Origin of the sequence: Hyphomicrobium sp. LHD-15 (assembly GCF_031157355.1) — a bacterium.
In the GTDB taxonomy this organism is placed as follows: domain Bacteria; phylum Pseudomonadota; class Alphaproteobacteria; order Rhizobiales; family Hyphomicrobiaceae; genus Hyphomicrobium_C.
Window position 1 is genome coordinate 55,243 of sequence record NZ_JAVIFT010000006.1, and the last position, 21,922, is coordinate 77,164.

The 21,922-nt window shown below is 64.7% G+C and carries 19 protein-coding genes; 8 read left to right on the top strand and 11 right to left on the bottom strand.

Features of this window, described 5'->3' with window-relative positions; genetic code table 11:
• Nucleotides 1–76: 76 nt before the first annotated feature.
• On the top strand, nucleotides 77–1,447 hold the full coding sequence (locus RCO24_RS16430; RefSeq protein WP_308963636.1) for a PLP-dependent aminotransferase family protein: 1,371 nt from the start codon (nucleotides 77–79) through the stop codon (nucleotides 1,445–1,447).
• Nucleotides 1,448–1,536: 89 nt separating this feature from the next.
• On the opposite strand, the gene RCO24_RS16435 is transcribed toward RCO24_RS16430, so the two are convergent.
• Nucleotides 1,537–3,477, bottom strand: coding sequence for a malonate decarboxylase subunit alpha (locus RCO24_RS16435; RefSeq protein ID WP_308963637.1), 1,941 nt, complete (start codon nucleotides 3,475–3,477; stop codon nucleotides 1,537–1,539).
• Between the two features lie 374 nt (nucleotides 3,478–3,851).
• Between RCO24_RS16435 and RCO24_RS16440 the strand changes: the two genes are divergently transcribed.
• From RCO24_RS16440 to RCO24_RS16470, 7 genes are all read left to right on the top strand, one after another.
• Nucleotides 3,852–4,544, top strand: a complete 693-nt coding sequence (locus RCO24_RS16440; RefSeq protein WP_308963638.1) for a hypothetical protein — start codon at nucleotides 3,852–3,854, stop codon at nucleotides 4,542–4,544.
• Nucleotides 4,545–4,617: 73 nt separating this feature from the next.
• On the top strand, nucleotides 4,618–5,814 hold the full coding sequence (locus RCO24_RS16445) for a D-alanyl-D-alanine carboxypeptidase family protein (protein WP_308963640.1): 1,197 nt from the start codon (nucleotides 4,618–4,620) through the stop codon (nucleotides 5,812–5,814).
• 69 nt (nucleotides 5,815–5,883) lie between these two features.
• Nucleotides 5,884–6,510 carry a dTMP kinase gene (gene tmk / locus RCO24_RS16450; RefSeq protein ID WP_308963642.1) on the top strand — a complete coding sequence of 209 codons (627 nt, stop codon included), beginning with the start codon at nucleotides 5,884–5,886 and terminating at the stop codon, nucleotides 6,508–6,510.
• 2 nt (nucleotides 6,511–6,512) lie between these two features.
• Complete coding sequence (locus RCO24_RS16455) at nucleotides 6,513–7,640, top strand: DNA polymerase III subunit delta' (RefSeq protein WP_308963643.1); 1,128 nt, start codon at nucleotides 6,513–6,515, stop codon at nucleotides 7,638–7,640.
• Nucleotides 7,641–7,809: 169 nt separating this feature from the next.
• Nucleotides 7,810–9,429, top strand: a complete 1,620-nt coding sequence (metG, locus tag RCO24_RS16460) for a methionine--tRNA ligase (protein ID WP_308963645.1) — start codon at nucleotides 7,810–7,812, stop codon at nucleotides 9,427–9,429.
• Between the two features lie 139 nt (nucleotides 9,430–9,568).
• Nucleotides 9,569–10,372, top strand: coding sequence for a TatD family hydrolase (locus tag RCO24_RS16465; protein WP_308963647.1), 804 nt, complete (start codon nucleotides 9,569–9,571; stop codon nucleotides 10,370–10,372).
• Nucleotides 10,369–11,169 (top strand): MBL fold metallo-hydrolase, encoded by an 801-nt coding sequence (locus RCO24_RS16470; protein ID WP_308963648.1) that lies wholly within the window; start codon nucleotides 10,369–10,371, stop codon nucleotides 11,167–11,169. Before RCO24_RS16465 ends, RCO24_RS16470 begins: the two co-directional genes overlap by 4 nt.
• Nucleotides 11,170–11,250: 81 nt before the next feature.
• Here RCO24_RS16470 and RCO24_RS16475 read toward each other — a convergent pair whose 3' ends face one another.
• From RCO24_RS16475 to rpsF, 10 genes are all read right to left on the bottom strand, one after another.
• The gene (locus RCO24_RS16475; protein ID WP_308963649.1) at nucleotides 11,251–12,009 is read right to left on the bottom strand and encodes an SDR family NAD(P)-dependent oxidoreductase; all 759 of its coding nucleotides are present in this window, start codon (nucleotides 12,007–12,009) and stop codon (nucleotides 11,251–11,253) included.
• Between the two features lie 268 nt (nucleotides 12,010–12,277).
• Nucleotides 12,278–13,714: an amidophosphoribosyltransferase gene (gene purF, locus RCO24_RS16480; RefSeq protein WP_308963879.1), complete on the bottom strand. Its 1,437-nt coding sequence runs from the start codon at nucleotides 13,712–13,714 to the stop codon at nucleotides 12,278–12,280.
• Between the two features lie 274 nt (nucleotides 13,715–13,988).
• Nucleotides 13,989–14,540: a CvpA family protein gene (locus RCO24_RS16485; protein ID WP_308963650.1), complete on the bottom strand. Its 552-nt coding sequence runs from the start codon at nucleotides 14,538–14,540 to the stop codon at nucleotides 13,989–13,991.
• Nucleotides 14,541–14,602: 62 nt separating this feature from the next.
• The gene (radA, locus tag RCO24_RS16490) at nucleotides 14,603–15,979 is read right to left on the bottom strand and encodes a DNA repair protein RadA (protein WP_308963651.1); all 1,377 of its coding nucleotides are present in this window, start codon (nucleotides 15,977–15,979) and stop codon (nucleotides 14,603–14,605) included.
• A 3-nt stretch (nucleotides 15,980–15,982) separates the two neighbouring features.
• Nucleotides 15,983–17,110, bottom strand: coding sequence for an alanine racemase (alr, locus tag RCO24_RS16495; protein ID WP_308963653.1), 1,128 nt, complete (start codon nucleotides 17,108–17,110; stop codon nucleotides 15,983–15,985).
• 124 nt (nucleotides 17,111–17,234) lie between these two features.
• Nucleotides 17,235–18,749 carry a replicative DNA helicase gene (locus RCO24_RS16500; protein WP_308963655.1) on the bottom strand — a complete coding sequence of 505 codons (1,515 nt, stop codon included), beginning with the start codon at nucleotides 18,747–18,749 and terminating at the stop codon, nucleotides 17,235–17,237.
• 335 nt (nucleotides 18,750–19,084) lie between these two features.
• Nucleotides 19,085–19,666 carry a 50S ribosomal protein L9 gene (gene rplI, locus RCO24_RS16505; RefSeq protein WP_308963656.1) on the bottom strand — a complete coding sequence of 194 codons (582 nt, stop codon included), beginning with the start codon at nucleotides 19,664–19,666 and terminating at the stop codon, nucleotides 19,085–19,087.
• A gap of 23 nt (nucleotides 19,667–19,689) precedes the next feature.
• Nucleotides 19,690–20,733, bottom strand: a complete 1,044-nt coding sequence (locus RCO24_RS16510; RefSeq protein WP_308963657.1) for a DUF2232 domain-containing protein — start codon at nucleotides 20,731–20,733, stop codon at nucleotides 19,690–19,692.
• A 115-nt stretch (nucleotides 20,734–20,848) separates the two neighbouring features.
• Nucleotides 20,849–21,097: a 30S ribosomal protein S18 gene (gene rpsR / locus RCO24_RS16515; protein ID WP_020086627.1), complete on the bottom strand. Its 249-nt coding sequence runs from the start codon at nucleotides 21,095–21,097 to the stop codon at nucleotides 20,849–20,851.
• A gap of 2 nt (nucleotides 21,098–21,099) precedes the next feature.
• The gene (gene rpsF, locus RCO24_RS16520; protein ID WP_308963659.1) at nucleotides 21,100–21,714 is read right to left on the bottom strand and encodes a 30S ribosomal protein S6; all 615 of its coding nucleotides are present in this window, start codon (nucleotides 21,712–21,714) and stop codon (nucleotides 21,100–21,102) included.
• Nucleotides 21,715–21,922 lie beyond the last annotated feature (208 nt).

Genomic DNA, 21,922 nt, shown 5'->3' on the forward strand with positions numbered 1-21,922 from the left:
TATTTGACGTCCAAGCTGATTTCGGATGTGTAATCCAGATTGTATGGAGTCGCAACGCGCTGAATGACACGCTTGTATGGATTGGACACCTACAATTTCCGACCGCCAGGGGCCGCTCTACCAGCGCATCTTGAACGCACTGGCGGATGACATCGCGGCTGGCCGTTTGCATCAGGGGCAGGGCCTGCCGACCCATCGCGCGCTTGCCCGCGCCCTCGGCGTCGATCTCACCACCGTCACCCGTGCTTACGCGGAGGCGCGGCGCCAGGGTTTGACCGAAGCCCGCGTCGGGCGCGGCACCTTCGTCAAGGCGCGATCGCAGCTTGCAGCCCACGCGGCAGCTTTGCCCGGCATCGACCTGACGATGAACCTGCCGCCCCAGCCCTTGGAGGCCGATCTCGACGGCCGCCTTGCCAAGGCCCTGTCGGAAGTGCGGGCCAGCTCCGGGCTCGCCGCCTATCTCACCTACCAGCAGCCCGGCGGCACCGGCGGCGAACGCCAGATCGCTGCGGACTGGCTGCAGCCGCATGTGCCGGGCCTGACCCCGGATCGTCTCGTCATTGCGCCGGGTACGCAGCCGGCGCTGTTCGGTCTGCTGACGGCACTGGCCGCGCCGGGAGATTGCATCCTGACCGAGCGGCTGACCTATCCGGGCTTGATTGCAGCGGCCGCCACGCGCGGCGTGAAGCTCGTCGGCGTCGACATGGATGCCGGGGGCATGAAGCCGACGGCGCTCGATCGCGCAGCGAAAACCCTGCCGGCCAAGATCGTCTATCTGATGCCGACCATCCACAATCCGACGACGGCGACCATGAGTGCGGAACGTCGCGCCGAAATCGCGCACGTCATCCGCAAGCGCGGCATGACCTTGATCGAAGACGACCCCTACATGTTCCTGGCGCCGGGTCTCACGCCGGTATCCGCTCTCATCCCCGAACGGTCTTACCTGGCCGCAAGCCTCTCGAAATGTCTCGCACCCGGATTCCGGACATCCCTCGTGGTCGTGCCCGACGCCAACGCCGCTGCACGTTTGACGGCGCTGCTGAGATCGACGCTGCAGATGCCGGTCCCTCTGATGGCCGCGGTGGTGACGCGCTGGATGCGCGACGGTAGTGCGGACGCGATCATCGACGCCGTGAGATCGGAAGCCGCCGCCCGCCAGGAACTCGCGCGCGGTGCGCTTCAGGGGCATACTTACTCGGCACATTCCAATGGGCATCACATCTGGCTACCGCTTCCCGAGCGCTGGCCGGCGGCGCATTTCGCGGCCCACCTGCACGGGCGCGGGTTGGCTGTGGTCACTGGGGAAGCGTTCGCGGCCGATACGCCACCGCCGAACGCGATCCGCCTTGCCCTCGGCGCGGCCCGCAATCGCGGTCAGCTCGGGAAAGCGCTCGAAATTCTGAGCGAAGCCCTGGCGGTGCGATCACCCGTCGGCGGGTACTGATAGAACGGCGGCGAACGTGCGCATGGCACGCATGAAAAAGGGGCGCACTGCGCCCCTTTTGTATTGCTATGCCGAAACTCCTCGGAGCCTCAGACCAGCTCTTCCTCGAGAACGGCGCGCGCCTGCTCGGCGGTTTCAAACACGCGGGTTTCGAGACCGCGGCGGCGCAGCGCATCCTGCAGCTTCGTCCGCGTGAGCACGCTCGTCGCGTAGCGCGCGGTCCGCGCATAGTGATGCTTCACCAGGTAGGCGACCATGTCCGCGTATTCGTCGTAGAGGTCTTCCGCGATGCGGCAGCCATCCTGGTTGACGAGCGAATAGACGCGCCGCCCCGCAGCCTTCGATGCCTCGACCAGCACCTTCTGGAGATCGACGATGTCGGACTTCTTGCGCACGCTCCAGGCTTCGAGATTGACCGACAGGATGTTGCGCGCCGGATCGTAGCTGACCCGATCCTTGAGTTTGAGGTTCAGGAGATCCGACAGCAGATCCATCGGCTCGTCGCGGAACAGCGCCGGGTTCATCGGGATCGGTTTGTGGATGTGCGGCTTGAACGCCATGTGAGGCAGGATATCGCGCTCGATGTCGATGCCGGGCGCCACCTCGATCAGCTCGAGCCCGTGATCGGTGAGCTGGAACACGCAACGTTCGGTGACGTAGATCACCGGCTGGCCCTTCTCGGCAGCATACTGTCCCGAGAACGTAACCTGCTCGACCTGCTTCACGAACTTCTTGGCGCGGCCTTCCTTGACGATCCGGAGATTGCCGTCCTCGATCGCGATTTCGAGACCGCCCGCCGTGAACGTGCCCGCGAACACCACCGCACGCGCGTTCTGCGAGATGTCGATGAAGCCGCCGCAGCCGTTGAGCTTGCCGCCGAACTTGCTGGTGTTGACGTTGCCGAGGCTGTCGCACTCCGCCATGCCGAGGCAGGTGAGGTCGAGACCGCCGCCATGGTAGAAGTCGAACATCTGGTTCTGGTCGAGGATCGAATGCGCGTTGGCCGACGAGCCGAAGCTCGATCCGCCCGCCAGCACGCCGCCGACAGCACCCGCTTCCGTCGTCATGACGAGCAGCGGCGTGACCTTCTCTTCGTTGGCGACGTTCGCAACGCCGTCCGGTGCGCCGACGCCGAGGTTGATGACGCCGTTCGGCGGTAGCTCGAACGCGGCACGACGCGCGATGATCTTGCGCTCGTCGAGTTCCATCTTGGGAAGGCTGTCGACGGTGACGCGAACTTCACCGGCAAGTGCCGGATCGTAGATCACGCCGTAGTTCATGCGGTGCATCTCGGGCGGATCGGCGACGACCACGCAATCGACGAGAATGCCCGGAACCTTGACGTCCTTCGGCTTGATCGAGCCGTCGGCGACAAGACGCTCGACCTGCGCGATCACGATGCCGCCGTTGTTGTGCGCGGCCATCGCCTGCGCCAGCACGTCGAGCGTGAGGGCTTCCTTTTCCATGCTGAGATTGCCGAGAGGATCGGCGCTCGTCGCACGGATCAGCGCGACGTTGATCGGCGTGGCCTTGTAGAACAGCCACTCCTTGCCGTCGACTTCGACCAGCTTGACGAGGTCTTCCTTGGTGACGGTGTTGACCTTGCCGCCGCCGAGGCGGGGATCGACGTAGGTGTGCAGGCCCACGCGGGTGAACAGGCCCGGGCTGCCCGAGGCGCAGCTGCGATAGAGTTTCGAGATCACGCCCTGGGGCAGGTTGTAGCCCTGGATCTTGTTGTCTTGCGCGGCCTGCGCGACCTTCGGCATGCGGCCGAAGTTGGCGGCGATCACGCGCTTCAACAGGCCTTCATGATGCAGGCGGCCAGTGCCGAGGCCTTTGCTGTCGCCGGCACCCGCGCACATGATGAGTGTAAGGTCGCGCGGCGCTGCCGTTTCGACGAAACGCTTTTCGAGGGCCGCATGCAGCATTTCGGGAATGCAGCTCTGCACGAAACCTGTCGTCGCGATGACGTCGTTGTCTTTGATGCGAGCGATGGCTTCGTCGGCCGAAATGACCTTGGTCTTGTGCATCTCAATCGTTTCCCCCAAAAGGCCCCCACACTTTTAATTCTCGGGTGTTTTCACAACGGAGAACAGTCGGTGGAGTGCTCGATTTGTGTGTGTCTGGGTATAGGGATAGGACCGTAACCCCGCAACGACCCGAAGACGCTGCCAATCGTCCTACTCAACGGGGTGTCATCCGACCTACCCACCCCCGTTAACGCTGCACCGCAACATTGAAAACGGCACGGCCACACCTTCGCCGGATTGGTGGGAGCAGCATCCCCGGACCACGGATGTATTCACGCGGTGGTTGCTTGTGGGGGAACGGCCGGAGCTGGTGAAAAGCAGCGGCGAGCACAATTTTGAACGGCAAGAGACGCGTACTTTTGGGGGGACTAAGAATGGTTTTGCGTAGCGCCACGAAGGGCATTCAGGACGGAAGCGATATCGCGGTCGAAAACGCGTCGCGATTTTCGGGCGGACTGGGGGCCACGCTGCTCTCGGCCGTGGCAGTTGTCTTCTCCGGCTACAGCCTCTGGGATACGTCCCTCAAGAGCGCGGAGCTGGAGGTGTTCGTGCCGCGCGTGATTTACTACGCCTCGCCGTACAGCAACTCGAACTTCGAAATGATCTCGGTGCCGGTCACGATCACCAACGAGGGCGCCCAGACCGGAACCGTGCTGCAGATGGATCTCGCCGTCACCGATCCGAGAACCAAACAGACGAAGCACTTCTACGCCGCGGAGTTGGGCGTGTGGTCCATGGAACGCACCCGCACGCGCAGCTACACCGGCTTCGCGCCGCTCTCGCTGGCCGGACGCACGAGCCGCACGGAATCCGTGCTGTTCTATACGCGCGGCGACGACGAGAAGCCGGAGCAACTCATCCGCGAGGTCGGCCCTTACGAATTCACCCTGACGTTGACGCAGGCCGAGAACAAGAGCGACTTGTTCGGCACGGGCGGGCGCCCCAAGCCGATCTCGGTCAGTTTTGAACGCGTGCTGCCGTTCTACGACGCCCGCTCGTTCGAAACCGGCACCATATTCATGCCCTCCAAGGACTGGCAGACTTCGTCGAGCACCACGACGGACTAGGCCGAGCGCCGGATTGACTCGGAGCCGCGCGGCGCCATAGTTAACGCCAACCTGCCCCGGCGAGGATCCACCGATGAGACGGTTGCTGACGGTTGCCGCCGCGCTGCTTGGCTTGCTGCCGGCCTGGCTCTCCGCAGCGAACGCCCAGCAGTCCGGCGGCTTCACCACCAAGGCCCCGAACGCGATCCTGATGGATTACGATTCGGGCTCGATCATCTATCAGAAGGCGGCCGACGAGCTTGTCCCGCCTGCCAGCATGAGCAAGCTCATGACGCTGGCCGTGCTGTTCCGCGCGCTCAAGGATGGCAAATACAAGCCTGAGGACGAGTTCCCGACCAGCGAGAACGCGTGGCGCACGGGCGGCGCGCCGTCCGGCACGTCCGCTATGTTCATCCCGATCAATTCGAAGACCCCGATCAGCGAGCTGATTCAAGGCATCGTCGTGCAGTCCGGCAACGACGCCTGCATCACCGTTGCCGAGGGCATGGCCGGCAACACGGCTGAATTCGCGAAGATGATGGAGGCGGAGGCGCGCCGCATCGGCATGCCCAAGTCGACGTTCCGCAACCCGACCGGCCTCCACGATCCCGAGCACCTGATGACCGCGCGCGAACTCGGCACGCTCGCCCGCTATATCATCAAGAAGTACCCGGATTTCTATCCGGTTTTCGGACAGCGGGAATTCGCCTACCGGAAGCACAAGTTCTACAATCGCAATCCCTTGCTCTCGGCCGATATCGGCGTCGATGGCATGAAGACTGGCCACACCAAGGAAGCCGGTTACGGAATGGTCGTCTCGTCGGTGAGGGACGGGCGGCGTCTGATCGGCGTGCTCATGGGACTTGCCGACGAGAAGGAGCGCCGCGAGGAAACCCGTCGCATGCTCGAATGGGGCGCCAAGAGCGTCTCCAGCGCCAAGCTGTTCGGCGCCGGCGAGCAGGTCGGCTACGCGCGCGTCTGGGGCGGCACCGATTTCTACGTGCCGTTGACCGGCGAGGGCGATCTTGAGGTCATCCTGCCGAAATTTCCGGTCAACCAGAAGATCCGCGGCGAGATCGTCTATCAAGGCCCCCTGAAGCCGCCGGTGAGGAAGGGCGACCAGATCGCCATGTTCCGCGTGACAAGCACGGTGCCGGGCAGCCCCGAGCCGATTGCCGTCAGCGAAACCCCGCTGTACGCGGATAACGATGTCGACGAGGCGAGCTTCTACTGGCGCGGCGTCGATTCTCTGCTGTATCTCGCCCTCCGCCTGGTCCCGTCTCATCGGTAAGATGCGCTTCGATAACGCGCGGGAGAGGTCGCTTCCCTCCCGCAGCAACTCCCTCTAGTCTCCGGCGCCATGACGCGCGGACAGTTCATTACCTTCGAAGGCGGCGAGGGCGCCGGAAAGTCGACCCAGGTGGCGCGGCTTGCCGAACGCCTGCGCGCCGGCGGCATCCCGACCGTCGTGGCGCGCGAGCCGGGTGGAACGCCGCTCGGCGAAAACATCCGCGATCTGGTGCTCCAGGCGTCTCCGGAACCGGTAACGGAGCTGCTGCTGTTCGCCGCCGCCCGCGCGGAGCATGTGGCGAAGGTCATTCGCCCGGCGCTCGAGCACGGCACCTGGGTCGTCTGCGATCGCTTCATCGACTCGACGCGGGTTTATCAGGGCCGGCTCGGCGGCGTGCCAGGTGACCTTATCGGCGCGGTCGAAACCCACTCCGTCGCACCGATCTTCCCGGATCTCACCCTCGTGCTCGATCTCTCAGTCGAGGAAGGCTTGAAACGTACCGAAGCGCGCGGAGAGCTTTCCCGCTTCGATGCCAAGGGCACCGAGTACCATCAGCGGCTGCGCAACGGCTTCCTCGATATCGCGCGCGCCGAACCGGACCGCTGCGTCGTCATCGACGGCAGCCGCACGCCCGACGAGATCGCCGACGACATCTGGCGGTCGGTCGAGGATCGCCTGTTGGCGAAGGCGCGCTAGCGATGGCCCGTGCACCCGCCGTGCAGGAGATCGAGGAACTGCCCGAGGCCGACCGTCTCGACGGCTTTCCTCATCCGCGCGCAGTCGAACGTTTGTACGGCCACGAAGCGGCCGAGCAGACGCTGCAGGCCGCGTTCGCGTCGGGACGGATGCATCACGGCTGGCTGATCGCGGGCGCCGAGGGTATCGGCAAGGCGACGCTCGCCTACCGCTTTGCGCGCCACGTACTGGCAGACCCCGCCGAGCGCGCACATGAAACGCTCGACATCGCACCTGGAACGCGCGCTACGCGCCAGGTGCTGGCGCTTTCGCATCCGGGACTTCTGGTAATCCGCCGCGCCTACGACACCAAGGGCAAGCGCTTCCCCGCGACCATTCCCGTCGACGAGGTCCGCCGCCTCAAGACCTTCCTCGGCCGCACGACGGAAGAGAACGCCTGGCGCGTCGTCATCGTGGACCGCGCCGACGAGCTGAACGTCAGCGCCGCCAACGCGCTCCTGAAGTCTCTGGAGGAGCCGCCGCCGCGCACGGTGTTCCTGCTGATCTCGTCGGCGCCTGGCCGCCTCTTGGTGACGATCCGTTCCCGGGTCCGCACCCTCGATCTTGCTCCCCTGGCTGACGAGCCGCTGAAACGCGCCGTCTCGCAGGCCTTTGCCGGCAGTGGCGAGGAGGTTGGGGGCGGGGCGCCGCAGCCGTCGGAATGGGACCGGCTCGCGCGCCTGTCCGGGGGCAGCGTGCGCCGGCTGCTGTCGCTCCACGCCGCCAAGGGCCTCGTGCTGCACGACCGGATTTCCGCGATATTGGGCAGCCTGCCGGCCGTCGATTGGGGCACGGTTCACACCCTTGCGGACGAGCTGTCGGGGCAGGCCGCCGACCAGCGCTACGAGCTGTTCTTCGAGCTACTGATGGACGCCATCGCCAGGCTGGTAAACGCCGAGGCGCGTGGGGAGGGGCCTCCCGCTGAGATCTCCCTGGCGCGCCGCCTGATTGGGCCGGCTCGGCTTGCCACCTGGGCCGGCTTGTGGGAAAGAGTGGCCGCGGACAAGGCCGAAACGGCCGCCTTGAACCTCGACCGGCGCGCCTTGATTTTAGACGTCTTTGCGCGCCTCGAGGCTGCCGCGCGCGGCTGAGTGCCGTAACCTGAGTGCCGCCCGACAACGGAAAGCCTGCTCGACCATGCCCCGGCTGCCCAGAATGCCAAAGCGCCCGATCCGAATGTGACGGATATCCCCGCACCTTCGGCATCCTGAACCATTGGCCATTCACAACCGGACGACGGAAAGTCCCCAACGAGGTCTCATGAGCGGGCGAGAGAAATTCTACATCACGACGGCGATCTCCTATCCGAACGGCGTGCCCCACATCGGCCACGCCTACGAGGCCATCGCCTCCGACGCCATCGCGCGCTTCGAGCGCCTCGACGGCAAGGACGTGTTTTTCCTGACGGGCACCGACGAGCACGGCCTCAAGATGAAGCAGACGGCGGTGAAGGAGGGTCTTGAGCCGCTCGCGCTGGCCGACCGCAACGCGGCCCGCTTCATCGAGATGGCGGCGACGCTTGGTCTCTCCAACGACGATTTCATCCGCACCACGGAGCCGCGGCACTACGAGGCCTGCGCCGAGATCTGGCGGCGCATGGAAAAGGCCGGCGATATCTTCAAGAAGAAGTACGGCGGTTGGTACTCGGTGCGCGACGAGACCTACTACAAGGAAAGCGAAACCGAGGTGCGGGACGGCGTGCGTTACGCGACGCCGACCGGAACGCCGGTCGAGTGGACCGAGGAGGAGACCTACTTCTTCCGCCTCTCGGCCTACGAGGAGCGCCTGCTCGCACACTACGAGGCGAACCCGGATTTCATTCTGCCGATCGAGCGCCGCAACGAGGTGGTGAGCTTCGTCAAGAGTGGCCTCGAAGACCTTTCGATTTCGCGCTCGACGCTCGATTGGGGCATTCCGGTTCCCGATGCGCCGGGTCACGTCATGTACGTTTGGGTCGATGCGCTGACCAACTACGTGACCGCAACCGGCCTCTTGAACACGCCGAAAGGCAACCGCGCCGATTTCTGGCCGGCGGATGTGCACGTCATCGGCAAGGACATCGTGCGCTTCCACGCAGTCTACTGGCCGGCGTTCCTGCTGTCGGCCGGCATTGAGCTGCCGAAGCGGATCTTCTCGCACGGGTTCGTGCTGAACAAGGGCGAGAAGATGTCGAAGTCGGTCGGCAACGTCGTCGATCCGTTCGATCTCGTGCGGGCATATGGCCGCGACCAGCTGCGCTATTTCTTCCTGCGCGAAGTGATGTTCGGCCAGGACGGAAACTATTCGTCCGAAGCCATCGCCAATCGCATCAACGCCGATCTGGCCAACAACCTCGGCAATCTCGCGCAGCGTTCGCTGTCGATGATCTACAAGAACTGCGACGGCAAAATTCCTGAGCCGGGCGAGCTGAGCGACGCCGACAAGGCCATCCTCGCTGCCGCCGATGCGCTTTACGGCGAAACACGCAGCGCGATGGATAAGCAGGCTGTCACCCGCTATCTCGACGCGGTGTGGAGCGTGATCGCGGATGCGAACCGCTACTTCGCGGCGGAGGAGCCGTGGGCGAAAAAGAAAACCGATCCGAAACGCATGGAGACTATCCTCTATGTGACGGCCGAGATCGTGCGTCAGTTCGGAATTCTCGCCCAGCCGGCCATGCCGGAGCTGGCGGGCAAGCTGCTCGATCTTCTGCTCCCGGCGGATGGCGAGAGCCGCGCGTTCGCCAAGCTGGGTGAAGCCGGCCGTTTGGTGCCGGGCACGCCGATCCCCGAGCCGCAGGGCGTCTTCCCGCGCTACGTCGATCCCGACGAAGCCGCAAAGGCGTCTCCGGCGCCGAAGCAGCCGAAACCGAAAAAGGGCGACAAGCCCGAGCCGGCCTGAGCCTGTGCACGAGCCCTCTCTCCACTGGAAGAGGGTCAGTGTGAAGGGACTTGGGTGCGCACCGACGATTGTAATGACCTTGAGGGCGAGGCCGCGCCGACCTCTCCGCAAGGGGAGAGGTGAAGTAGGGCGGAGTTCAATGCTGGTCGATCACCACTGCCACCTGGATTTTCCCGAGTTCGCACCCGACCTCGATGGCGTCGTCTCGCGCGCGAAAGCTGCGGGCGTCGCCACGATGGTGACGATCTCGACGCGCATCCGCAAGTTCGATCAGATCCTGGCCGTCGCCGAACGCTTCGATGACGTCTATTGCTCGGTCGGCACCCATCCCCACAATGCCGACGAGGAACGCGGGATCCCCACGAGCGAGATCATCGCACTCTCGCGGCACCCAAAGGTCGTCGCTATCGGCGAGGCGGGCCTCGACTATTACTACAAAAACGGCAGCCCCGAAGCGCAGGCTGAAGGCTTCCGCGCACATATCGCGGCCGCGCGCGAGACCGGATTGCCGCTCGAAATCCACACCCGCGATGCCGACGCCGATACGCTCGCGCTGCTCGAAGACGAGCACAAGAACGGCGCGTTTCCTGCCGTGCTTCATTGCTACACCGGCGGGCGCGACTTGGCGCTGCGCGCCGTCGAGCTTGGGCTCTATGTGTCGTTCTCGGGCGTGATCAGCTTCAAGAAGACGGAAGCCCTGCAGGACATCGCCCGCGAAGTTCCGCTCGATCGCATTCTGGTCGAGACCGACGCGCCGTTCCTCGCCCCCGTTCCCTATCGCGGAAAAACCAACGAGCCGGCCTATGTCGTGCACACGGCAGCCGCGCTCGCTCGCATTCGCGGCGTGTCCGAAGCCGAGATCGCGCGCGCGACGACTGACAACTTCTTCCGCCTCTACACCAAGGCGAAGCGCCCGCAAGAGAACGGGGCCGTCGCTTCATGAGCTACCGTTTCACCATTCTCGGTTGCGGGTCTTCCGGAGGTGTGCCGCGCATCGGCGCCATGTGGGGGAAGTGCGATCCGACCAACCCCAAGAACCGCCGCCGCCGCTGCGCCATGCTTGTCGAGCGGCGCGGGCCAGGCGGGGTCACGAGCGTGCTGATCGACACGCCGCCGGATCTGCGCGAGCAGCTTTTGAGCGTGCGCGCCGACGCGTTGGATGCGGTGCTGTTCACCCACGATCACGCCGACCACACCCACGGCATCGACGATCTGCGCATGGTCGCCTACGCCATGAAAAGCCGCGTGCCGTGCTATTTCGATCCGGTGACGCGCCATAGCCTCGTCACCCGTTTTTCCTATTGCTTCGAGACGCCGGCAGGCTCCACCTATCCGCCGATCCTGGTCCCGAAAACATTGACGGCCGGCGAGCCGGTCACGATCGAAGGCGCAGGCGGCCCGATCGAGGCGTTGCCGATCCGCCAGTTCCACGGCGACATCGAAAGCCTCGGTTTCCGCTTCGGAGACGTGGCTTATTCGCCGGACGTTTCGGCGTTGCCGCTCGATTCAATCCCTCTGCTGGAGGATCTCGATCTCTGGATCATCGATGCGCTGCGCTACACGCCGCATCCGAGCCACTTCTCGCTTAAGGAAGCGTTGGAGCACATCGGGAGGCTGCGCGCGAAACGCGCCGTGCTGACCCACATGACGGGCGATCTCGATTACGACGCGCTACGTCGTGAGCTGCCCGATCACATCGAGCCCGCCTACGACAACATGGTCATTGAAATTAGACCATGATCGCTTCAGACCTTATCAGTCCGAAGCGTGAATCATCGGTCTCATCAGAGACCTAGCTAGCGAACGTCCAAAGCTGAGGCGTCAGGCGTCGTTGCTGGCGGCGAGCTGGGCAGCCGATTCCGCCGGCGGCTCGAAATGCACGAGCGTGCCGTTGTCCGTAGCCGCAGCCGAAAGCAGCGGAAGCGCGAACGCCGCGACCGCGCTCGGATCGGAAAGCTTCGCCTTGTCCTCGCCCGGAAAAGCCTTCGCGCGCAGCCCCGTCCGCATCGGGCCGGGATCGAGCAGGTTGACGTGCACACCCGTGTTGGCGACTTCGTGCGCATAGGTTTTTGCCAGCGCCTCGAGCCCGGCCTTCGAGACCGCGTAAGGTCCCCAGTAGGCGAGATCGCCGGAAGCTTCGGCCGCCGTCACGAACAGCGCGCGCCCCGCGTCCGAGCGCTTGAGCAGCGGATCGAGCGTCCGGATCAGACGCCAGTTCGCCGAGAGATTGATGTCGAGAACTTGCTGCCAGGCGTCAGCGGTGACGTGGGGCAGCGGCGAGAGCGAGCCCAGGATTCCCCCCGCAGCCACCAGAATGTCGAGCTTGCCCCAGCGCTGGAACAGAACCGGTCCCAGTTGGTCGATGCGATCGGCGGCCTTGAGATCCAGCTTCAGAATGGTGGCCTTGCCGCCGATGGCCCGGATCTCGTCGTCGAGGTCTTCGAGGGCTCCGGCGCTGCGCGCGCAGACGACCACATGCGCGCCTTCGCGGGCGAGCGCGAGGGCAAACGCCCGGCCGAGGCCGCGCGACGCTCCGGTGACGAGGGCGATACGATCCTTGAAGCGCGGGCGGGAGGACATGGTTTGGTGTCTTTGATGTCTTGTTGCGAGCCGAGGCACGACTGTAGGCGCAGAGGCCGGGAGGAGAGTAGTGCAGTCTCGGCGATTAGTTTCCAAGAGAAAAGGATATTGGTCGGATACTGCAGGCGCGAAAGGAGAAATCAAAAGGCTGATGCAAGTCAGGCCGGGAGCAGCGGCCCTTCTGAACACTGAGCAAAGGCCTCGAAAGCAAAACGGGCACCCGTTTCCAGGTGCCCGTCGAAAACGAGGCTTATCAAGCCTGATCGCGTTAACCCACTTCCGCCAGAAGCGAGAGCTGGCGCGTCCCGGCCAAGCCGTTCTGGTCGGTGAGCTCCGTCGGGTATTCGCCGGTGAAGCAATGATCGGTGAACTGCGGCGCCCGTGAATCGCGACCCTCGTAGCCGACGGCGCGATAGATACCGTCAACCGACAGGAACGACAGGCTGTCCGCGCCCATGAACGCGCGCATGCCTTCGAGGTCGTAATTGGCGGCCAGCAGCGCCTTCTTGCTCGGCGTGTCGATGCCGTAATAGTCCGAGTGCGTGATCGGTGGCGACGAGATGCGCATATGCACCTCCTTCGCGCCCGCTTCGTACATCAGCTGAACGATCTTCTTCGAGGTGGTGCCGCGCACGACGCTGTCGTCGATCAGCACGATGCGCTTGCCGCGGATGACGCCCGCGTTCGCCGAGTGCTTGAGCTTGACGCCGAGCGCGCGGATCTGCTGCTCGGGCTCGATGAAGGTGCGGCCCACGTAGTGGTTGCGGATGATGCCGAGCTCGAACGGGATGCCGGATTCACGCGCGAAACCGATCGCCGCCGGAACGCCCGAGTCAGGGATCGGCACGATGACGTCGGCATCGACCGGCGTCTCGCGGGCAAGCTGCACGCCCATCTGCTGGCGAACGTCGTAGACCGAGCGGCCGCCGATGATGCTGTCGGGGCGGGCGAAGTAGATGTATTCGAAGATGCAGGGCCGGGCCGGGCGGCGCGGATAGGGGCGATGGCTTTCGAGGCCGGCTTCGGTGATGACGACGACCTCGCCGTTCTCCACTTCGCGCAGGAACTCGGCGCCGACGATATCGAGCGCGCAGGTCTCTGAGGCGAGCACGTAAGCGTCACCCAGACGGCCGATGACGAGCGGGCGGATACCGACCGGATCGCGTGCGCCGATCAGCATGTCGTTGGTGAGCGCTACGAGAGCCCAGGCGCCTTCGATCTGCCGCGTCGCCTCGACGAAGCGCTCGACCATGCGCCGCTTCTTGGACCGGGAGAGGAGGTGGAGGATGACCTCGGTGTCGGAGGTCGACGGGAAGATCGCGCCGGAACTGATCAGCTCCTGGCGGAGCGTGAGGGCGTTGGTGAGGTTGCCGTTGTGGGCGACGGCGAAGCCGCCGGTGTCGATGTCCGCATAAAGCGGCTGGACGTTCTTGAGGGCCGGCTCGCCGGTCGTGGAGTAGCGGTTGTGCCCGACCGCCATGCTGCCCTTGAGGCGGTGGATGACGCCGGCTTCGTTGAAGTTGTCGCCGACGAGGCCGAGGCGGCGCTCCGAATGGAACTGCTTGCCGTCGTAGCTGACGATGCCGGCTGCTTCCTGGCCGCGATGCTGCAGCGCGTGCAAGCCGAGCGCCGTGATAGCGGCTGCCTCGGGGTGCCCAAAAACGCCAAAGACCCCGCACTCTTCGCGGAGTCTATCGTCGCCCATCCGAGACAGGCCGAAATCTGGAAATTTGTCGCCCTCGCTATCGAGAGCCTGCTCACTTTCATGAGCATGATCGTGCGCCATGGCTGCCTCCCGCTAAAGCATCCGCCGCAACTGCTACGCGATACAAAGCGCAACGGGTGCTAGTCGCACGCTACCGGGGGGAAAGCCCCGCCGTTGCATGCGCGGAATATATGATAATCGCGCGACCGTTAAAGAGCTTTGTTGCAGACTGGTTGTGAATGTCGCGGATCTGTCACCAGCTGGCGCATCGAGGTTACTGCGCAGGCGGCTCGGCCGGGGCCGCCGGCTGCGACAGACTGGTCGGCATATAGGTTTCGAGCACACCCCGGATCACGTTGCCGGTAGAGCGGATATAGGGCGTGGACAGACCGTCGCGAACCCACGGCAGGTGGTTCTGCTCGTCCGGAACGAACGAGGCGTAGAACATATAGGGAATAACGACCAGCAGGAACCCGCGGGCAAGCCCGAACAGGAAGCCCAGGATGCGGTCGATCATGCCGACGCTGCTATCCAGGATCGCATCCGAGATTCGGGCCGTGATCAGGTGCACAATAATGAGCACGATCAAGAAGATGACAGCTCCGATCGCGATCTGCGCGACCGCCACCTGTGTGTTGAGCTGGGCGGCCATGTCCTCGGCCACCTTCTTGTGATTGAGCACGAAATAGAGGGTGGCGCCGGCAGCCGCGATCCACGACAGGATCGACATCAGCTCACGCGTCAACCCCCGGTACATCGCGAGGAGCGCGGAAATAAAGCAGACCGCGAGCACGGCGGCGTCGAGATAGGTCAGCGGCCCGATCATGGTCTAGGCTCCTCCGGATATGGGAAGCGTTGGTGGCACGGTTTGTAAGTATCCCTGGCCGTTCAGTCGCATGGCAGAAGCCCCTCCGCAAGCTCCTTGAGATGGCTGATCCGCTGAAGCCCGATCTTGGCGCCGTCGGCGGAAAGGTCTCCGGCGGCCGGAATGACGGCGTCTGTGAACCCGAGCTTGGCGGCTTCCTTGAGGCGAAGACCCATGTGGGGGGAGGCCCGCACGGCACCGGACAGCGAAATTTCACCGAAATGGATCTGCTGGGGATCGAGCGCGTGGTTGGCGAGCGAGGAGAGCAGCGCCGCAGCCGCCGCGAGGTCTGCCGCCGGCTCCACGATCCGAAGCCCGCCGGCCACATTGAGGTAAACGTCGTGCTGTGCGAACGAGACGCCGCAGCGCGCCTCCAGCACCGCGATCAGCATCGAGAGCCGGCTCTGCTCCCAGCCGACCACGGCGCGTCGCGGTGTGCCGAGGCCCGACTGCGCGACCAGCGCCTGGATCTCGACCAGGATCGGCCGCGTGCCTTCCATGCCGGCGAACACCGCGGTGCCGGGAGTTGTGGCATCGCGCTCGCCGAGGAACAATTCGGACGGGTTGGCGACCTCGCGCAAGCCGGCGCCCGCCATCTCGAACACCCCGATCTCGTCGGTTGCGCCGAAGCGGTTCTTGGTCGCGCGCAGAATGCGATACGTGTGGCCGCGGTCGCCTTCGAACGACAGCACCGTATCGACGACGTGCTCGACGGCCTTGGGGCCTGCGATCTGTCCGTCCTTGGTGACATGCCCGACGAGCAGCAACGCGCATCCCGCCTGCTTGGCGTAGCGCACCAGCGATTGCGTCGCCGCTCGCACCTGGCTGACCGAGCCCGGCGCGGCTTCGAGCGCATCGGTCCACAGCGTCTGGATGGAATCGACGACGACGAGATCAATCTTCTTCTCTTCGCCGAGCGTCGCCAGGATGTTGGTCAGGCTGGTTTCCGACGCGAGCGCCACCGGCGCATCCGCGAGCCCGAGCCGGCTGGCGCGAAGGCGCACCTGCGCGGCGGCCTCTTCGCCCGAGAAATAGATCGCGCGGCGCCCCTTGCGGGCGAGCGCGGCTGCGAGCTGCAAGAGCAATGTCGATTTGCCGATGCCGGGCTCCCCCGAAATCAGCAGGACCGACCCCGGCACGAGGCCGCCGCCGGTCACGCGATCGAGTTCGGGCATACCAATCAGCAGGCGCGGCGCTTCCTCTGGTGCCCCCGCCAGGGATTCGAGCGACAGCGCCCGCCCTTTGCTCGCCTTTGCGAGGCCGGAACCGGGCGGAGGAGGGGCGCTGACCTCCTCGACGATGGTGTTCCACTCGCCGCACGAGCCGCACTTGCCCGCCCAGCGCGACGAGATCGCTCCGCAACTCTGGCAGACGAAGCTCGATTTCGCGGCCTTGGCCATATCTCAGGCCCCGCCGCCGGTATAGCTGCGCACGAAGCGCGGGCCGAGCCGGGTCAGCACTTCGTAGCCGATGGTTCCGGCCGCGCGACCCAAGGTTTCGATCGAAAGCCCAGGTCCGATCAGCGTGACGAGATCGCCTCGCGTGACGTTACCCGCAACATCGGTGATGTCGATCGTGATGAGATCCATCGAAACGCGCCCGACAATCGGCGCGAGCTGCCCGGCGACCAGCACGCTTCCGCCCGGTTCGCCCGAAGCCGCGCTGAGTGCGCGGGCAAGACCGTCCGCATAGCCGGCCGCCACCACAGCTAAGCGTGTTGGGCGCGAAGCCTGCCACGTCGCCGAATAGCCGACGCTATCGCCGGCCGAGAGCGTACGCACCTGCAGCACGCGGGCCTGTAGCGTGACGACGGGATTGACCGGCGTCGCGCCTCCCCCGAACGCCTGCCCGCCGTAGAGCGCATAGCCGGGTCGTACCAGGTCGTAGTGAAAGGGCTTGCCGAGCATCAGGCCATCGGACGCAGCAAGGCTTGCAGGTGCTGGCGGCAACAAGGCGCGCCTGCGATCGAACTCAGCGCGTTGCGCGTCGTTGTGAGGATCGGCCGGATCGTCGGCACACGCGAGGTGGCTCATGATCAGGCGGATGTCGAGAGCGGCTAGGAGATCCGGCCGGGCGACGAGCGCCTTGATGTCGGCTTCGCTGAGGCCGAGGCGGTTCAAGCCGGAATCGATCTGCAGCGCCGCCGGAGCAGGCCGCCCCGCTTGCGACGCCTCTGCAACCCATTCCTCGATCTCGGGCAGGCTCGAGAGCACCGGCGTCACGTTGGCTGCGCGCAGCAGCGATGCCGAGCCGCCGAGCAGCCCGTCGAGCGCGAACAGCCGCGCGTCGGGCGCAAGCTGGCGGGCCGCGCGCCCTTCCTCGGGCGTCGCGATGAAGAAGGTGCGGCATCCGGCAAGATTGAGCGCCGGGATGATTTCGGAGGCCCCGAGCCCATAGGCGTCGGCTTTGACCACACCCGCGCATTCGGAAGGGGCGACGAGCTTTGCCAGCGTCCGCCAGTTGTCCTGCAGCGCATCGAGATCGATGGTGATGAGGCCCGTCGCCTCGGGCGGGAGCGCGAGACCGGTCATGCCTCGCAAACTCCCGTTCTTGCGATCGCTCTCCGCATTTGCAGCGTCATTCCGGTGAAGGTCGGAATCCAGACACGTGAGAAGCGAGCAATCGAAATACCTCCGCAAGCTTTCGTGCGCGGCGTCACTCGTAGCGCTCGGGGAGCTGGAACTCCTTGGCCAGGTTGCCGAAGCGCGTGTACTGGCTTTCGAACGCGAGCTGCACGGTGCCCACCGGACCGTGACGCTGCTTGCCGACGATCACTTCGGCCTTGCCTGACACCGCCATCATTTGCGTCTGCCAATCGTTGAACTCCGGCGTCCCTTCGCGCGGCTTCTGCCGCTCGACGTAGTATTCCTCGCGGAACACGAACATGACAACGTCGGCGTCCTGCTCGATCGAGCCAGATTCACGAAGGTCGGACAGCTGTGGCCGTTTATCCTCGCGCTGCTCGACCTGACGCGAGAGCTGCGACAGCGCGATGATCGGCACCGCGAGTTCTTTCGCCAAGGCCTTGAGACCCGTGGTGATTTCGGTAATTTCCTGAACGCGGTTATCGCCCTTCTTCGAGGAGCCGGAGAGCAGCTGAAGATAGTCGACGATCAGCAGTTCCAAGCCCTTCTGGCGCTTGAGCTTGCGGGCGCGCGCTGCGAGCTGCGCAATGGAAATGCCGCCGGTCTGGTCGATGTAGAGCGGTGCGCGGCTCATTTCCTGCGACACGGCGACGAGCTTGCGGAACTCGTCCTCGTTGATCATGCCGCGGCGGATGCGCTCGGAGGCAATCTCGGCCTGCTCGGAGAGAATACGTGTCGCGAGCTGCTCGGCGCTCATTTCGAGCGAGAAGAAGCCGACGCGTCCGCCCTCGAGCGTCTTGTCCGTGCCGTCCGACTGCCTCTCCGAGCGATAGGCCTTGGCGACATTGTAGGCGATGTTGGTGACGAGCGCCGTCTTGCCCATCGACGGACGACCGGCGAGGATGATGAGGTCCGACGACTGCAGGCCGCCCATCCTGTTGTCGAGATCGGTAAGACCGGACGAGAGGCCCGAGAGGTGCCCGTCGCGCTCGTAGGCCGCGTTCGCCATGTCGATGGCGTGGGTGAGGGCCGAGCCGAACGACATGAAGCCTTGGCCATACTTGCCCTTTTCGGCAAGACCGTAGAGACGGCTCTCGGCTTCCTGGATCTGGCTTTCGGGCGGGAAATCGATCGGCGCATCGTACGCCGAGTTGACGATGTCCTCGCCGAGCACGATCAGCGAGCGGCGCACCGCGAGATCGTAGACCGTGCGTCCGTAGTCCTCGACGTTGATGATCGAGGTTGCGTTGGCAGCCAGGCGCCCGAGATACTGCGGCACGGTCAGATGCTGATCGATCGGCTCGGCCGCATCGAAGAAGGTCTTGAGCGTGATCGGCGTGGCCTGCTTGCCGGCCTGGATCATCTTGCCCGCGGTCTCGTAGATCTGCCCGTGCAGGGGATCGAAGAAATGCACCGGTTCGAGAAACGCCGAGACCCGGTCCATGGCCTCGTTGTTGATCAGGATCGCACCGAGCAGACCCTGTTCCGCCTCGATGTTGTGCGGAGCTTCACGGAATTGCACGGGCTCGGCCGCAGTCGCGGCTTCGCGCAGTTTTTCGGGGAGGAGGAGTGCTTGGTTTGCCATGCGGGGAACCTAGCTCAGCGCCCGAGTCGCCGCGAGCTGCAAGCCAGCCCGTCCCCGATACCCACACCCCCAAAATTTCGCGCTTGTGTGAGGCGAATCAAACGCAAAAAACAACGTGAACAGACTAACCCGGCGACCGCTGCGCAGCCATGTTGCGGGGGTGCCCGGAATTCACATCGGGGCGGACCGGCAAAGCTTTTTCCGCGTCCGTTATGCAACTCCGCGCAATCGGCAGCGCATGACCCGTCGCGGGCGGATCTGCGAGGGAAAAAGAAAAAGGCGGGCCGAGCGTTGCTCGACCCGCCGAAACTGCAGCGCGGAAAGCGCCAGGCCGATTAGGCCTGCTCTTCGCCTTCGCCCTCGGGAGCAGCGCCCTCTTCGAACACGGCGTCGGGATTGAACGTCTCGAGTTCGAGCGCTTCGTCCTTGATCACCGTGACGTCCTCGCCGCGAGCCTGCTTCTCGGCTTCTTCATCCGAGCGGGCGACGTTGAGCACGACCTTGACGACGACTTCAGGATGCAGCGCGACCTTGGTGTCGTGCAGGCCGAGCGTCTTGATCGGACGGTCGAGCACCACCTGGCGGCGCTCGATCGTGAAGCCACCGGCCGTGACGGCGTCGGCGATGTCGCGGGTCGAAACCGAGCCGTAGAGCTGGCCGGTGTCACCGGCCGAGCGGATCGCGGTGAAGATCTTGCCTTCGAGCTTGGTGGCGACCGCCTCGGCTTCCTTCTTGAGTTCGAGGTTGTTGGCTTCGAGCTGCGAGCGCTGGGTCTCGAAGTGCGCGATGTTTTCCTTGGTTGCGCGCAGAGCCTTGTTCTGCGGCAGGAGGAAGTTGCGGGCGTAGCCGTTCTTGACGTTGACGACGTCGCCCATCTGGCCAAGCCGGCCGATACGCTCGAGAAGAATGACTTGCATGGGGTTAGCTCCTTTGAAGATGTTCAAGAGTTGCGATTGAGTGGCGGCGCACCGGGGGGAGCCCCAGGCGAACTGTGCGAGCGGGCCCTGAGATGCAGGACCGTTTCGGCGAGGCCGAGCAGGGCGACGAAAAAGCCGATCCAGATATTGACGACGAGCAGGAGGCCGTAGAGCGCCCACAGCGCGAACGGACGCCAGGGTCTGCCGCGCGTCGTATAATGAAGAATGCCGAGGCCGAGCAGCAGATAGGCGGTGAAAAGCCCGCCCGCGAAGGCCGAGGCGGCAAGGCCCGGATAGCCCGCAAGCGTCGTTGCGAGAAGCATGGCGCCGAAAGCGAGCGGCGTACCGGCGGGATAGGTGATGGCGGCGAGATCCGGCCACGGCCGTCCGAGCTGGCCGGACGCAAGCGTGATGCGTCCCGCGAGCCACAGATTGAACAGCAGGCTCGCCATCCACGACATGGCGGATGCGCCCGGTAGCACCGAAAGCGCGATTTCCGAAAGCGAGGCGATCTCGGCTTCGCTGAGCTGGACCTGCCCGTTGGTTTGCGGAAGTTCGGCCACGACCGTGGTCTTGATGAATTCGCCCAGCGCCTTGCGCAGAAGCTCGAGGTCGCCGCCGAGCAGCAGCAGCGACGCAATCGCCATGACGCCCGCCATCACAGCCGACCAGATCACGAGGCGGCCGACCGGATACCATTCGAGAAGCGGAGCGGCGTCTTCCGAGGTATCGTCGTGGGCCGGCACATTTCTCTGAACCTCGCCGGAATTCTCAGCGAGCGGCCGTCCGAGCAGCGCGAGGTAGGTAAGCAGGATCATCGGCGCGGCCTGCGTCAGCGCGAAAATCGACGCGACGGTCGGGCCTGCGAAAAGCAGCACGATTCCGCTGCCGACAGCGCCGGCAAAAGCCGCCGCACGCCAGCCCCAGCCGAGGCCGGCGAGCGCGATCGCGAGCGGCGTGATGAAGAACAGGAAGAAGCGGACAAACAGCGGTCCCGTGGTCGCAGAGGCGAAAACCACCGCCGCGACCAGCCCAAGGCCAGCACCTGCCAGATAAGTTGTTCTCATAACCCCAGCTGTCCCGCATTCGATGCGGTTAGGGTGAGGGGGCAAACAAGAGAGCCCCGCTCATCCAACCCAGAAAAACCTACGGCCGAACTCACTTCGGCACGTAGGTCGAAACTTACTTCAAGACGTAGGGAAGCAGGCCGAGGAAGCGCGCGCGCTTGATGGCACGAGCGAGCTCTCTCTGCTTCTTGGCCGAAACGGCCGTGATGCGCGACGGCACGATCTTGCCGCGCTCGGAAATGTAGCGGCCGAGCGTACGCACATCCTTGTAGTCGATCTTCGGCGCCTGATCGCCCGAGAACGGGCAGGTCTTGCGGCGACGGTGGAACGGCCGGCGTGCGGCGATTTCTTGAATCTCAGCCATGATCAGCCCTCCGATCCGGTGCTGCCGCCCGGCTTGTTGTCTCTAAATGGCGGACGCGGACCGCGATCGCCACCCTCACGCGGGGGACGCGGACCACGGTCGCCTTCACGCGGCGGGCGCGAATCGCCGCCCTCGCGCGGAGGACGGGCACGGAACGTGGAGCCACCTTCGCCGCCGCCGAAGCCGCCGCGATCGCCACCACGGAACCCACCGCGGTCGCCGCCACGGAAGCCGCCGCGATCACCGCCACGGAACCCGCCGCCTGCGCCACGATCGCCACCGCGTTCGTCGCGATCCTGCTTACGCATCATGACGGAAGGCTCGGTCTCGAGCTCTTCGACGCGCAGCGTGATGAAGCGGATGACGTCGGTCGAAAGACCCATGCGACGCTCCATCTCGGCGACAGCCGCTGCGGGCGCGTCGATGTTGAAGAGCGAATAGTGGGCCTTGCGGCTCTTCTTGATCTTGAATGCGAGGCCCTTGAGGCCCCAGTACTCGGTCTTGGTGATCTTGCCGCCGCCTTCGGTGATGACGTCGGTATATTCTTTCTGAAGCGCCTCGACCTGCTGTTGCGAGACGTCCTGGCGTGCCAGGAAGACATGCTCGTAAAGGGGCATGTTTGGCCTTTCGTTTCGAGTTGACCGCCGGCTCAAAGAGCCGTGGATCACGATCCCGCTTCGGCGCAAAGCCCCTCATGGGCCCTAGAAAGGCCCAAAGGCACCCAAAGAGCGAAGACACCGGGGGACAGGAAAACCTGGGTCAAGCCCAGATTCTATTGGGCATACCCAATAGACCTTGCCGCCGAGCTGAGAATAGCTCCGCGGC